Origin of the sequence: Rhodobacter maris, from assembly GCF_900217815.1 — a bacterium.
GTDB classification, from domain to species: domain Bacteria; phylum Pseudomonadota; class Alphaproteobacteria; order Rhodobacterales; family Rhodobacteraceae; genus Rhodobacter; species Rhodobacter maris.
This window is the reverse complement of the sequence record NZ_OBMT01000008.1, coordinates 150,663-163,927: the sequence shown is the minus strand read 5'-3', so window position 1 is coordinate 163,927 and position 13,265 is coordinate 150,663. Positions and strand designations below refer to the sequence as shown.

11 protein-coding genes, 1 pseudogene and 1 CRISPR repeat array are annotated in these 13,265 nt (G+C 66.4%); of the genes and pseudogenes, 10 read left to right on the top strand and 2 right to left on the bottom strand.

The annotated features are described in order from the left end of the window. Window positions 1-381 precede the first annotated feature (381 nt). The 9 genes and pseudogenes from CRO22_RS12305 (at window position 382) to CRO22_RS12265 (ending at window position 11,116) form a co-directional block, all read left to right on the top strand. Complete coding sequence (locus tag CRO22_RS12305) at window positions 382-2,886, top strand: CRISPR-associated helicase/endonuclease Cas3 (protein WP_097070447.1); 2,505 nt, start codon at window positions 382-384, stop codon at window positions 2,884-2,886. A 79-nt stretch (window positions 2,887-2,965) separates the two neighbouring features. After that, window positions 2,966-4,435, top strand: a complete 1,470-nt coding sequence (gene casA / locus CRO22_RS12300) for a type I-E CRISPR-associated protein Cse1/CasA (protein ID WP_097070446.1) — start codon at window positions 2,966-2,968, stop codon at window positions 4,433-4,435. Beyond that, window positions 4,432-4,926, top strand: a complete 495-nt coding sequence (gene casB / locus CRO22_RS12295) for a type I-E CRISPR-associated protein Cse2/CasB (RefSeq protein WP_097070445.1) — start codon at window positions 4,432-4,434, stop codon at window positions 4,924-4,926. The genes casA and casB overlap by 4 nt, the downstream gene beginning before the upstream one ends. Next, window positions 4,923-6,020 carry a type I-E CRISPR-associated protein Cas7/Cse4/CasC gene (cas7e, locus tag CRO22_RS12290; protein ID WP_097070444.1) on the top strand — a complete coding sequence of 366 codons (1,098 nt, stop codon included), beginning with the start codon at window positions 4,923-4,925 and terminating at the stop codon, window positions 6,018-6,020. Before casB ends, cas7e begins: the two co-directional genes overlap by 4 nt. Further along, the gene (gene cas5e, locus CRO22_RS12285; RefSeq protein WP_097070443.1) at window positions 6,020-6,703 is read left to right on the top strand and encodes a type I-E CRISPR-associated protein Cas5/CasD; all 684 of its coding nucleotides are present in this window, start codon (window positions 6,020-6,022) and stop codon (window positions 6,701-6,703) included. The genes cas7e and cas5e overlap by 1 nt, the downstream gene beginning before the upstream one ends. Continuing rightward, complete coding sequence (gene cas6e, locus CRO22_RS12280) at window positions 6,700-7,371, top strand: type I-E CRISPR-associated protein Cas6/Cse3/CasE (protein ID WP_097070442.1); 672 nt, start codon at window positions 6,700-6,702, stop codon at window positions 7,369-7,371. The genes cas5e and cas6e overlap by 4 nt, the downstream gene beginning before the upstream one ends. Beyond that, window positions 7,368-8,396, top strand: a complete 1,029-nt coding sequence (gene cas1e / locus CRO22_RS12275; protein ID WP_245860968.1) for a type I-E CRISPR-associated endonuclease Cas1e — start codon at window positions 7,368-7,370, stop codon at window positions 8,394-8,396. The genes cas6e and cas1e overlap by 4 nt, the downstream gene beginning before the upstream one ends. Further along, window positions 8,393-8,674: a type I-E CRISPR-associated endoribonuclease Cas2e gene (gene cas2e, locus CRO22_RS12270; RefSeq protein ID WP_097070441.1), complete on the top strand. Its 282-nt coding sequence runs from the start codon at window positions 8,393-8,395 to the stop codon at window positions 8,672-8,674. The genes cas1e and cas2e overlap by 4 nt, the downstream gene beginning before the upstream one ends. 87 nt (window positions 8,675-8,761) lie before the next feature. Further along, a CRISPR array of direct repeats spans window positions 8,762-10,071; the repeat unit is 29 nt; unit sequence CTGTTCCCCGCCCACGCGGGGATGAACCG. A gap of 74 nt (window positions 10,072-10,145) precedes the next feature. Then, window positions 10,146-11,116 (top strand): annotated as a pseudogene (locus CRO22_RS12265) (IS5 family transposase). Between the two features lie 325 nt (window positions 11,117-11,441). Here CRO22_RS12265 and CRO22_RS19490 read toward each other — a convergent pair. Next, the gene (locus CRO22_RS19490) at window positions 11,442-11,612 is read right to left on the bottom strand and encodes a hypothetical protein (RefSeq protein ID WP_449314197.1); all 171 of its coding nucleotides are present in this window, start codon (window positions 11,610-11,612) and stop codon (window positions 11,442-11,444) included. A gap of 60 nt (window positions 11,613-11,672) precedes the next feature. Continuing rightward, complete coding sequence (locus tag CRO22_RS12260; protein WP_449314196.1) at window positions 11,673-12,407, bottom strand: helix-turn-helix transcriptional regulator; 735 nt, start codon at window positions 12,405-12,407, stop codon at window positions 11,673-11,675. Window positions 12,408-12,618: 211 nt separating this feature from the next. On the opposite strand from CRO22_RS12260, the gene CRO22_RS12255 reads away from it, so the two are divergent. Continuing rightward, window positions 12,619-13,197 (top strand): 5-methylcytosine restriction system specificity protein McrC, encoded by a 579-nt coding sequence (locus CRO22_RS12255; RefSeq protein WP_097070440.1) that lies wholly within the window; start codon window positions 12,619-12,621, stop codon window positions 13,195-13,197. The last annotated feature ends 68 nt before the right edge of the window (window positions 13,198-13,265 follow it).

Below are 13,265 nucleotides of genomic sequence, written 5' to 3'. Positions count from 1 at the left end.
GCTTGCCATGGCTCTTCGGAAAGAACGGTTTCAGACGCTCCATCTGCGCCTCGGTCAGCCAGTAAAGATTGCTCATAGATCAGGTCTCCTTGCGGGGCCTGAAACACGCCAGAAGCCTGAAATCAATGGGTCTGGAGCCTAATGACCTGCCGCTTCGGAGGAACTGCGTCAGGATTTTCTCTAAACCAAAAGCCTCCAGTCTGAGCAGATCCAGCGAGCAGGGACCGATCACGCTCAGGTTGATTGTCTACGCCCCCGCGACATTTTTCGACGCAAGGGGGGGCGTTTCTGCGAGGTCTGTTGGCGCAGGAAGACGACGCGGTGTAGCCTCGGGCGCGTCAGATCCGGGATGGCCTGTTTTTAAACCTGTGGAGTTTTCTGATGAGCTTTTGGGACTGGCCCGGCAAAAGCCCTGTGGGCGATGAGTTGCCCGCCCATCCTGCCGTCTATCACATGTTGGATGTGGCGGCCGTGGCCGAGCATTTGATCGAGCCTTTCGCCCTGGTCCCGCCGCTGAGGGCGGCGCTGGTGCTGCTGGTGGCGCTGCATGATCTGGGCAAGATCAGCGACAGCTTTCGGGCGATGCTTGCGGGCGCGCCTGCGCAGGGCCCGCGGCATTGGGAATTGACCGAGGTGTTGCTGCACCAAAACGACGCGCATCTCGCCGAGCGACTGGGCGGCGACCCCGATCTGCGCTGGCAGCTTTATGCCGCCGTGGCGGGGCATCACGGAAGGCCGCCCGATCTGGCCATCGGTGCGCTGCCCAAGCCCGCAAGGGTGCGGGAATTTGGTCTCGCGATGCACCGTGTCGGCTCTGGCGCGGCCCCTGCCGCCGAGGTGATCGAGGCCTTTTGCGACCTCTGGCCCGGGGCTTCGCTTGATGTGCTTGATCTGGTCGATGCCACCCGGCTTTCATGGTGGTTGCCCGGGCTTTGTGCCTGCGCCGACTGGGTCGGCTCGAACACGCGCTGGTTCACGGCGCAGACCCCGGACCTGCCGCTCTTCGACTATCTGGCGCAGGCCCGGCAGGTTTCGACGGTCGCGGTGGCCGAAGCGGGGCTTGGCGGCACCGTGGCGCAACCCGGCCCGCTTTTCGATTTTGCGCTACGCCCGATGCAGGCGGCCTGCACCGCGCTGCCCTTGCCAGACGGCCCGATGCTGGCGGTGATCGAGGATGAAACCGGCGCAGGCAAGACCGAGGCCGCACTGATCCTGGCGCATCGGATGGCGTTGGCGGGCAAGGGGCGGGGGCTTTACTTCGCCCTGCCGACAATGGCGACGGCGGATGCGATGTTTCGCCGTTCCGCACAGATTGTAGGTCGGATCTTTGCCGCGCCGACGTTGACCCTGGCGCATGGGCGGGCAGGGCTCTCGGCCGATTTCCGCGATCTGGTTTCGGGGGACGCGCGGGGCGAGGACGATCCCTCCTGCACAGACTGGTTGGCCGAAAGCCGCCGCCGCGCGCTCTTGGCCGATGTGGGGGTGGGCACCATTGATCAGGCGCTGATGGCAGTGCTGCCGGTCAAGCATCAAACCCTGCGCCACTTCGGCCTTTCGTCGAAGATCCTGATCGTCGACGAGGTCCATGAGATGGGCGAGGCCTACATTGCCAAGGAACTCGAACGGCTGTTGCAGATGCACCGCGCGGCGGGGGGCTCGGCGATCGTGCTCACCGCAACCTTGCCACTGGCGCTGCGCGAAAAGCTGCTCGCGACTTACGGCGGGAAGGGCGTCAGCCCCGCCTATCCGGCGCTGACGGTGGCGGGCGGCCCGGCGGTCAGCGACTTTGCCGCCGATCCGCGCCCGGTCAAGGGGCCGGTCACGGTTGCCCGGATCGAGACGGTCGCGGCGGCGGTCGATCATCTGGTGACGGCGGCGGGGCAGGGCGCGGCCTGCGTCTTCGTGCGCAACTCGGTCGATGAGGCGATTGCGGCGCGCGAGGCGCTTTTGGCGCGGGGCATCCCCGCAAGGCTTCTGCACGCCCGTTTTGCGCTGTGCGACCGCAAGCGGATCGAGGCCGAGGTGTTGGCCACGGTCGGCAAGACCGGGCAGGGGCGGGCGGGCTTCGTGCTGGTGGGCACGCAGGTGCTGGAATCCTCGCTCGATCTCGATTTCGACGTGATGATCTCGGACCTCGCCCCCATCGCCGCGCTGATCCAGCGCGCAGGCAGGCTTTGGCGGCACATGGAGGAACGTCCTGCCGCCGCCCGCCCGGTTGCCGCGCCCGTGCTTCATGTGCTCTCCCCCGATCCCGCCGTCGTCGCCGATGACCGCTGGCTGCGGGGCACGCTCGGGCGCGGGGCTTTTGTCTATGATCTGGCCGATGTCTGGCGCACGGCGAGGGTGCTCTCTGCCGCGGGCCGGATCGAGGCTCCGCAGGGCCTGCGCGCCCTGATCGAGGCGGTGCATGGCGAGGCGGCCGAACCGGTGCCCGAGGCCCTGACCCGCGCCGAAACCGAGGCTCTGGGCAAGGCAGCCGCCGCCCGAACGCAGGCGGTTCACAACCTTGTCGATCTGTCGCGCGGCTATCGTGACGGCGGCGGGGCCTCCCCCGATACAAGTTATCCGACGCGGCTGGGCGGTCCCACCCGCACGCTGGTTCTGGCGCGGCACACCGCTTCGGGCCTTGCGCCCTGGGCCGAGGGCGCCGATCTCTCGCCTGCCGAGGCCTGGGCGCTCTCCGAGGTCTCGGCCCGCGCGGCGCGGCTCGACGCGCTGCCCTTGCCCGATCAGACCACCCCGCAGATCGTCGCCGCCACCCGCGACTGGCCCGACTGGAGACGCGCCGAGGTCCGGCTCTGCCCGGTGGCTGACGACGGCACGATCTGTAAGGGCTTGCGTTACGACCGCGAGTGCGGGCTTGTCTTCGAGGGCGTCACTTCCTGACATCCGATGAAATTAACCCTCTTTACGGGTGTCGATGCGGGGGATTTACTGCCTGCATTGGTTCTGAGCGGAGGTGTTGATGACGCTCAATTTGATTGCAGACCCATGGATTGCGGTGCGGTGTCGGGATGGGGCGCGCCGCACCATCGCGCCCTGGCAGATGGCGGAACCGGAGATTGTGGCGCCCGACTGGCACCGCCCCGATTTCGACATTGCCTGCCTCGAGCTGCTGATCGGGCTGGTTTATCTGGCCGATCCGCCCGCCGACAGGGCCGACTGGAAACGCCGCAGGGCCGCCGATTCGGCGCGTCTGCGCGAAAGCCTGGCCGCCTTTGCCCCCGCGTTCAACCTGCTTGGGGATGGCCCGAGGTTCTTGCAGGATTTCGAGCCGATCAAGGGCGAGGATAGCCCCCCCGACATGCTCTTCATCGACAGCGCCGGGGCGAATACCGCGCGTAACAATGCAGATGTGATCGTGCATCGGGGTCGCTACCCGGCGCTCGATCTGCCCGAAGCGGCTATGGCGCTTTATACTTTTCAGGCCTTTGCGCCCTCGGGGGGCGCGGGCAACCGCACCTCGATGCGCGGCGGCGGGCCCTTGGTGACGCTGGTCGATCCGTACGAGAGGCAGGGCAGCCTGTGGGATCTGATCTGGGCCAATGTGCCCTGCGGTCAGCCCGGCCGGGCCGAGGATCTGCCGTGGATGCGCCCCACGCGCGTTTCCGATACCGGCCAGCAGACCCTGCCGCCCGAGGGCGCGCCGTTCGCCCCAGAGGCGTTCTTTGGCCAGCCCCGCCGGCTGCGGCTGGTGGCCGAGGGAGGGCGCGTCACGGGGGTGATCCAGCGGCCCTATGGCACCAATTACGCGCTCTGGAAACATCCGCTCAGCCCCTATTACCGCATGAAACCGGGCACGGAATGGCTGCCCAAACACCCCCGCGCCGGGCGGTTCGGCTATCGCAACTGGCTTGGGATCATTGCCGAGCAGAGCAAGGACGAGCTTTCCGAGCTGGCGCTTTGCTTGCGCGACTGGAACGGGCGGCAGGGCGGCGGGTCGGTGATCGTCGCCGGTTGGGCGATGGACAACATGAAACCGCGCGATTTCACCCTGTCGGTGCAGCCGGTGCTGGATCTTGCCGACGACGGCTGGGCCTGCCTTGCCGGGCTGATCGCGGCGGCCGAGGCGGCGGCGTTGGCTCTGCGCGGTGCGCTTGAACCCGTGCTTGCGGGCGGCGAGGCGCGCGAGGCGGAACGCGAGACCTTCTTTGCCGAGACCGAGGCCCGGTTTCTGGCGCATCTCGATACGATCCGGGCGGGCGGCGATCCGGCGGCGGACTGGCTCTCCGACCTGCGGCGTCAGGCGATGGGGCAGTTCGAGAAGCTCGCCTTCGACGGCATCGAAACCCGCGAGACTGATCAGATGCAGCGCGTGTTCGACGCCTGGAAGTTTCTTGGCCTCGCCTTTGCCGGTTACGGCAAGCAGGGCAGGGAGATCTTCGAGGCGTTGACCCTGCCCCCGCCCGAGAGAAAGAAAGGGAAAGCAGCATGAGTGAGGATCCCAAAGGGCCGGGCGCGGTGGCGCTGGGCTGGTGGAGCACGCATATCGGCCCGCGCGACATGCCCGCCGCCAAGGCGCTCTCGGCCCGGTTACGCCGGGCCGCGCCGCTTGCCGTGCTCTGCGAACCGGCGGTGCAGGATCTGGCGCGGGCGCTGAACCTTGGCCCGGCGCAGGCCGATCGCCTCGTGCAACTGGCCGTGCTTCTGGCCGAGCTGCGCGAGCACACCGGCGCGCGGTTGGCGCGGCGCCTGGGCGGGGCCGAACCCGTTCTGTCGCAGCTTCGGTTTCAGCGCCTGATCCGCGCCGAAGGCGACGAGCTGACCGACCTTCTGCGCCGCGCGATTGCGATGGCCGACCGCAAATGCAACGTCGCCGCGCTTGCCGCTGACCTGCTGCACTGGGAGGCCGCCCGGCCGCGCTGGTGTTTCGATTATTTCGGCGCCGAGGCGCCGGCCAAAGACCTTGAGGAGCAAACCCGATGACCACCTTCGTGCAATTTCACCTGCTGACCAGCTACGGCCCCTCGAACCCGAACCGCGACGATCAGGGCCGCCCGAAACAGGCGATGGTGGGCGGTGTGCCCCGGTTGCGGCTTTCGTCGCAATCGCTCAAGCGCGCGCTGCGCGAAAGCAGCTTCTTTGCGCTTGATCTCAAGGGGCACATGGGCGAGCGCACCAAGCTTCTGCACGGCGAACTGTTCACCTATCTGACCGGCAAGGGAGCCTCCGACAAGGCCGCGCAGGAGGCCGCCGACAAGGTGGCGGCGATCTTTGGCAAGCTGGAAAAAACCAAAAAGAAAGACGGCACGGAGGAAACCAAGGGCACCACCTTGGCCTTCATTTCGCCCGTCGAACGCAAACTGGCCGAGGAACTGGCCGAAAAGATCGTGGCGGGCGAGGCGCTGCCCGCCGAGAAGGATCTGAAGAAAGAGGTGCTGCGCCGCGCCGATGGCGCCATCGACATCGCCATGTTCGGGCGGATGCTGGCCGATGATCCGGATTTCAACCGCGATGCGGCGGTGCAGGTGGGCCATGCGATCACCACCCACGCCGCCCATGCCGAGGAAGACTGGTATTCGGCGGTCGATGATCTGAACAAGGCCGAGGATACCGGCGCCGGGCATCTGGGCGAGACCGCCTTCGGATCGGGCATCTATTACCTTTATGTCTGCATCAATTGCGATCTGCTGATCGAAAACCTTGCGGGCGACCGCGATCTGGCGGTGAAGGGGGCCGAGGCGCTGACGCGGGCGCTGGCGCAGGCGACGCCGCGCGGCAAGCAAAACAGCTTCGCCCATCACCCGATGGCGTTCCATATCCGTGCCGAACGCGGGTCGCGCGCGCCCCGCGATCTGTCGGGGGCCTTCTTCACCCCGGTCGATCGCAAGCTGAAGGAGCTTGGCGCGAACGACCTGCAATCGGCCTCGGTGAAGGCGCTGGAAAGCACGGCTGCGAACATCGACGCCTGCTATTTCGACGGCCAGCCCGAGGACTTCCGCAGCCTCGATACGCTGTCGGGCGAGGGCACGCTGGGCGAGATCACCCGCTTCGTCGCTGATGCGCTGCGGGGCGCGTGATGCAACCCGTTCTCATTTTTGGGCTTTCGGCGAGCCTTGCCGCAATGGGGGAGCTGGCGGGGCACGAGCGGCGCGGCTCGCTGATCTGGCCCGCCCGCTCGGCCATCCTCGGGCTTCTGGGTGCGGCTTTGGGGATCCGGCGCGAGGGCGATTTCTCCGCTCTCGACGCCTTGTCGATCTCGGTGGCGATCTTCGAGGCCGGGGTGCCGCTGCGCGATTATCACACCATCGAAACGGTGCCCTCGGCGGCCGCCAAACGCCCCAATTCCCGCCCCGAGGCGCTGCGCGACGCGAAGGGGCGCACCAACACCACGATCACCCTGCGCGACTACCGCGCGGGGGTGTTTTACGGCGTGGCGGTGCAGGGCGCGGGGCTCGAGACCCTGCAAGCGGCACTGACCCGCCCGCATTTCACGCTTTATCTGGGCCGCAAATCCTGCCCCCTTTCGGCGCCCCCCGGCGCAAAGATCGTGCAGGCCGAAACCCCCGCCGAGGCCCTGGCCCATCTCACCCCGCCGCCCTGGCTGTGCCGTGGCGGCGCTCCGCTGGCCCGCATGCTGATCGTCGATGCCGAGGTGGGCGAGCAGGTCCACGACCGCGCCATCGACCGCGGCCTGTGGCACTTCGCCCCCCGCACATTCGCCCGCCAGCCGGTCGAGATCGCGCTGGAGGCCACGTCATGAGCCTCTATCTGAGCCAGATCCGCCTCGCGCGCAGCCCCGCCGCGCAGGCGCTTGCGCCGCTTTTGCTGCCCTCGGGCGCGGGGCATCGCCGCTCGGCCGCGCATAATCTGCTCTGGTCGATCTTTTCCGACGGCCATGACCGGCGCCGCGATTTTCTGTGGCGCGAGGAAGCCGAGGGGCAGTTTCTGACCCTCTCGGCCCGCCCGCCGGCGCAGACCGACCTCTTCGCGCCGCATCGGGTCAAGGACTTCGCTCCCGATTTGAACCCCGGCGACCGGCTCGATCTGTCCTTGCGCGCTAATGCCACGCGGATGAAGCGCGGCGGTGCGCGGGTCGATGTGGTGATGGACGCGCTGCGGTCGGTGCCCACGGCGGCCCGCGCCGGGGAACGCGTAGCCCTTGCGCAGACCGAGGGGGCGGCGTGGCTCGCGCGGCAAGGGGAAAAGGCCGGGTTCCGGCTGATCCGCGCGCAGATCGAGGACTATTCGGTCGAGGTGCTGCCGGGCCATCGCGGCCCGCGCAGGGGCCAGAAGCAATTCGGTATCCTCGATCTGACCGGCCAGATCGAAGTGACCGACCCCGCGGCCTTTGTCGCTCAGCTTGGGCAAGGGTTCGGGCGCGCCAAGGCCTTCGGCTGCGGGCTGATGCTGATCCGGCGGGCGACGTGAGCGGGGAAGGCGAAAAAGGGCCGGGCGGTCCCGCCCCGCCCGACGCGGCCCCGCCCGGCTCTGACCCTCCCCATTCTGCTTTGCCCCATTCCGCTCTGCCCGGTCTGGCGCCGCCCAAACCGATCCCGCTCAAGGACCGCGCCTCGCTGGTGTTCGTCGAACACGCGAAACTCGATGTGCTTGATGGCGCCTTTGTCGCGGTGAATGCCGATGGCACCCGCACCCAGATCCCGGTCGGCGGTCTTGCCGGCATCATGCTCGAACCCGGCGCGCGGATCAGCCATGCCGCCGTCGCCCTGGCCGCCCGGGTCGGCACGCTGATCACCTGGGTGGGCGAGGGCGACGTGCGGCTTTACTCGGCGGGCCAGCCGGGCGGGGCGCGGGCGGATCGGCTGCTCTGGCAGGCGCGGATCGCACTCGACGATGCGGCGCGGCTGCGCGTCGTGCGCAAGATGTTTGCGATGCGCTTTGCCGAGGAGCCGCCCTCGCGCCGCTCCATAGACCAGTTGCGCGGGATCGAGGGGGTTCGGGTGCGCGAAACCTATGCGATGTTGGCGCGCCAGCATGGCGTCGACTGGAAACGGCGCAACTACGACCCGGCCGATTGGGCGGCGGGGGACATCCCGAACCGCTGTCTTTCCGCCGCCACCGCCTGCCTGCACGGGCTTTCCGAGGCGGCGGTTCTGGCCGCAGGCTATGCCCCTGCCATCGGCTTTCTGCATTCGGGCAAGCCGCTGTCCTTCGTTTATGACATCGCGGATCTGTTCAAACTGGAGACTGTGGTGCCCGAGGCCTTTCGCATCGCGGGACAGGCCGCCAAGGGCAAGCTGGAGATGTCGCCCGACCGCGCTGTGCGGCTGGCCTGCCGCGATGCCTTCCGCCGCACCGGACTTCTGGGCCGAATCATCCCCGCCATCGAAGAGGTGCTGAGCGCGGGTGACTTGCCCCGCCCGGACCCGCCGCCCGAGGCGATGCCGGTGGCCTTCGAAGAGGGGCAGTCGGGCGATGCGGGGCATCGCGGATGATGGTGGTCGTGATCTCGAACGCGCCGCCCCGATTGCGCGGGCGGCTGGCCGCCTGGCTCGTCGAGGTGCGGGCGGGCGTTTATGTGGGCGATTATTCGGCGAAAACCCGGGAAATGATCTGGGATCAGGTTCTGGCGGGGCTTGAGACGGGCGATGCAGTGATGGTCTGGAAGGCACCCACCGATCAGGGCTACGACTTCCGCACTGCGGGAAAGAACCGCCGGATGCCGGTGGATTTCGACGGGCTGAAGCTGGTGAGTTTCAGGCCGGACAGGTGAGGCCGGGCCAGAACGAAAATCGCGTTGGAACTCGGTGCGCTCTTTGACATTGTGAAAATCTCGGTAGATCAATGGTCTGCAGGAAGTCTGTTCCCCGCCCACGCGGGGATGAACCGGAACGCGCTATGATCATGCTTCCGCTAATCAACTGTTCCCCGCCCACGCGGGGATGAACCGCAGATTGAAACGGAAATCCCGTTCGCGTCGTCCTGTTCCCCGCCCACGCGGGGATGAACCGATCTCCTGCTGCCGCTCGCCCATCACGAGGTACTGTTCCCCGCCCACGCGGGGATGAACCGCCCGTGTCAGCGCCGTGAAGGCTTCGGACCGTCTGTTCCCCGCCCACGCGGGGATGAACCGCGCCTGATTGGCAGACCATGCCCAGGTGGACGCTGTTCCCCGCCCACGCGGGGATGAACCGAATGGTGGGCGGTGATCGTGGGTGTGGTCGGGCTGTTCCCCGCCCACGCGGGGATGAACCGAGGGGTTCCATCGCGCTTGGTGCGAAGAGGCTCTGTTCCCCGCCCACGCGGGGATGAACCGATCGCCGCGTCGTAATCCTCATCGGTGCGGGGCTGTTCCCCGCCCACGCGGGGATGAACCGCGCCAGCCCGCCCCGCACGTGCTTCGATGGCACTGTTCCCCGCCCACGCGGGGATGAACCGACTTTATCGGCAAGGTCAGACCTTGGCCGATACTGTTCCCCGCCCACGCGGGGATGAACCGCACTCCTCCAAGGTGGGGAACCATGGGGTCTCCTGTTCCCCGCCCACGCGGGGATGAACCGCCGCCTTTATCGAAAAACCCGCGGCGTCGGCGCTGTTCCCCGCCCACGCGGGGATGAACCGGCCGCAGCTATTACCGTTGGGCAGCGCATGTTCTGTTCCCCGCCCACGCGGGGATGAACCACTGACCGCAAAGATGCGGCTCGATGTGAGCGACTGTTCCCCGCCCACGCGGGGATGAACCGCTGCCGGTGCTGTCGTCAAACCCGATCGAGACCTGTTCCCCGCCCACGCGGGGATGAACCGCGCCACGGGCGAAAGATCACGTCTCGCTGCGCCTGTTCCCCGCCCACGCGGGGATGAACCGCGACCCGGATGCCACGGCTGGGACGAAAATTGCTGTTCCCCGCCCACGCGGGGATGAACCGGCGGATGGGTGGGTGATCGCCAACATGGCGAACTGTTCCCCGCCCACGCGGGGATGAACCGCTTGACCTGCGCCTTGTCCTTGATCGACCACGCTGTTCCCCGCCCACGCGGGGATGAACCAGGACAGTTCCGCGAGGGCGGAGAGGGTGCGCCCTGTTCCCCGCCCACGCGGGGATGAACCGGTACCTGCAACCGGTTGCACGATCCGTCAGCCCTGTTCCCCGCCAACGCGGGGATGAACCGGAGAGGCGTCGGGCTCTATTGCGCAAATCCCTGCAGGGATTCATCTCGTGAAACCGGTATGGTAGCTGGACGTCATGAGCATACCCACACCCCCGACCTACAAGGCCAAGAACTGGCCGGCCCAGAATGAAGCGCTCAAGCGCCGGGACTCGCTGACGATCTGGCTTGACCTGCGATGCCGTGCCGACAGGCTATTGTGGCCGCCAGCAAACCTGCAGTCAAACCGACCATGATGCTGAAATCCAGACGTGCCTTTCAATGAAGGTCTTGTTCGGTATGGCGCTTCGGCTGACGACCGGGTTTGTCGAGAGCCTGTTGAAGCTGATTGGCTTTGACTGGTCTGTGCCCGACTTCAGCACGCTGTCCCGCCGCCAGAAGACCCTGGCCGTGAACATCCCGTATCGCGGCTCAAAGGAGCCTTTGCACCTGCTGATCGACACTGAGCCATGGCGCCGCCACTGGTCCGAGTCCCATGGCGAAGGGCATCAAGGTCGAGGGGGAAGGTGAGTGGAATGCGCGCGAGCATGGCGGTTCCAAACGGCGGGTCTGGCGCAAGATCCACCTCGGGATCGGCGCGCAAACGTTGGAGATCCGAGCCGTTGCGTTCACCAGCCGTGGCATCGGCAACGCGCCCATGCTGCCGGAATTGCTCGATCAGATCCCACCCGAACAGGAGATCGGTAGCGTCACCGCATACGGCGCCTATGACACGCGTAAGTGCCATGATGCCATTGCGGATCGAGGCGCCGCCGCCGTCATCCGACCCCGCAAGAACGCAAAACCGTGGAAGCCGAACACCCTCGGAGCGGTCGCACGAAACGGAGTTTTGCGGGCGTAGAAGTATCTCGGTCGGGTGCTCAGGCGAAACTGGAGCGGTTATCACCGCCGAAGCCGCGTCGAAACGAAGATGCACTGTGTGAAATTGCTGGGGCAGCGCCTCATGGCGCGGGACTTCGACCGTCAGGTCGCTGAATTCCAGATCCGCATAGCCATCCTGAATGGCTACACCGCGCTCAGCACGCCTGTCACTGAGGTCGTGGGATAAGTCTGTCCGTGGATAGGGGAGCCTCGATCATCAGCCGAATTGCGCAACAGAGTTTTCGTGAGTATCCAGGGTCACCTCGGGTTGTTAACGGTGACCCCCATATTAAGCAGGATTTTCGTCCTGTCGTCAGCTGTCGATCCGAAATCCACATATTCCGAACTTCCTTCGATGCGAAGTTTCTGGTGCCCTCGATCCCGTCGACGACGTGGCCAGTCCCCACCCGCGATTGCCCGGACGCCCGTGTGTCATCCTGTTTCAGAACGGATTTTTTCGTCGCTGTTCCAGTGCAGGGTATTGCGACGGTTAACCGCCGTTTCACCCCGCCTCAGGGCATAGAGCTGAAATCATCGCGCCTGTGGCCTTCGACCATCGCATGCAGGCCTTCGGGTTCCAGCACCTCGACCGCATCGCCCCATTGGTAGAGGTGCCAGGCCATCTCCAGTCCGCCCGCCGCCTCGAAGCGCACGAGCAGACTGCTGTCGTCCTGCCATTCCAGCCGCTGCGAGGGGTGGAACCGAAACCCCGCCGCGCGCTCGGCGGCGCGGGGGGCAAAGCGTCAGACCACCGGGCCGAATTGCGCCGGGTCCTGCCAGACGCCGAAGGATTGCGCTGCGAAGCGTTGCATCGAGAACGCCGTGTCCATCGCGAAACTTTCGTCGAGCGCCTCGGCGGAAAGGATCTGATCGAGCCGGAAGCTGCGGATCAGATCGCCTTTCGCCGTATCGCGGGCCACGAGATAGGTGCGATGGCCAAGCAGCACCCCATAAGGTTCCAGCACTCGTTCGGGCGCATCTTCGGATTTGTAGCGTACCCTGAGCTGGAAGGGGCCACGCAGCGCCTCGGTCACCGCGTCAAGGATTTTGGGCGCCAAGCTGACCCGCGGCCCCGGCCGGGTTACCGTGGCCAGCGCCTGCAGCACCGCCTCGGCATCGGCATCGGCTTCGGCGCGGGCGGCATCGCGATTGCTCAGCCGCGCCAGAAGGCCCTCGCGCAGCCCCGCGAGCGCCCGGGCGTGACGCAGCTGCCCCTCGGCACCGGCCTCGCGCCCCGCGATCTCGAGGCCTCGATCGCGGTCTCGGGGGGGCAGCTGCGGTCGGTCGAGCGCGCCGGGCTCGATCCGCCAGCGCCGCTTGTGATCCGCACCGTCCTCGGCGGCGACATTGGCGAAGGTCGTCTCGAGCGCCTTTGTCATCCGCTGTGCCGTGCGGTGGGAGATAGAAAATTTCGCAACGATTTCATCAAGGTTGACGCCCGAACGCCGCGCCGCCGCCATCTGCGCCAGCCGGATCAAGTCTTGGCTTTGGAAAAGGACATTCGCTCCCCGACAGCAATTGACACCCCTCGACGTTAGGAATGATCCTGCGATCTGTCGAGGGGATTCCCTTGGGGGGCCATCACCAGACCTTTGGAGCACCTATGCGTTTTCTCGGCAGTCGCACCCATTCTCTCGTCACCAGACCGATGTGTTCGGCGCGGGGGCTTTCTGCTGTGGAGGAGTTTGTGTGACCGGGTTGACCGACACCCGCCGCCTTGTGTTTTACGACGCAGAGGGAGAGATGTATTTTCCGGTGCGGGACGGTGGCACGGGACGATCGATCTTTAAGGTGAAGCCTCGCGGGGCGAGCAATCGGGCCGAGGACGAGGGCACGGCGCTTCTGTTCGAGATGGATGCGCTGTTTGAACAGTGTATCGGGCGGCTGATCCGTCGGGCTGTGCAGGGCAGCGGCCATCAGGTGGCCCTGCAGGGCGGTGGTCTTTATTGCCTTGAGGACGCGGGGCGGGGGCTCTTTCGCACCAGACCCGACATTCTGATCCGGCGCGCGGGCCAGGTGGTGCAGGTGATCGACACGAAGTGGAAGCGCATCGCGGCGCGGATCGACGACCCGAAACAGGGCGTGTCGCAGGCCGATGTTTATCAGATGATGGCCTATGCCCAGCTTTATCGCGCCCCCCGGGTGACGCGGCTTTCCCCGCATTACAAAGGGCTTGCAGCGGCCGAAGGAGTGCAAGCGCGGTTCACGATCTCAGGGTATACGACCGTGCTCGAAACCGCGTCGGTCGATGTGGGGCTGCTCGCCTGAGCATTTCGGTCGAGGTGTCGCCTCAGATTTTTTCGCCAAAATCGGGCGGCTTGGGCCTGAGTCGGTCG

Coding starts and splice junctions, on each gene's coding strand:
- CRO22_RS12305 (WP_097070447.1), top strand. CDS start 382: ATGAGCTTTTGGGACTGGCCCGGCAAAAGCCCTGTGGGCGATGAGTTG.
- casA (WP_097070446.1), top strand. CDS start 2,966: ATGACGCTCAATTTGATTGCAGACCCATGGATTGCGGTGCGGTGTCGG.
- casB (WP_097070445.1), top strand. CDS start 4,432: ATGAGTGAGGATCCCAAAGGGCCGGGCGCGGTGGCGCTGGGCTGGTGG.
- cas7e (WP_097070444.1), top strand. CDS start 4,923: ATGACCACCTTCGTGCAATTTCACCTGCTGACCAGCTACGGCCCCTCG.
- cas5e (WP_097070443.1), top strand. CDS start 6,020: ATGCAACCCGTTCTCATTTTTGGGCTTTCGGCGAGCCTTGCCGCAATG.
- cas6e (WP_097070442.1), top strand. CDS start 6,700: ATGAGCCTCTATCTGAGCCAGATCCGCCTCGCGCGCAGCCCCGCCGCG.
- cas2e (WP_097070441.1), top strand. CDS start 8,393: ATGATGGTGGTCGTGATCTCGAACGCGCCGCCCCGATTGCGCGGGCGG.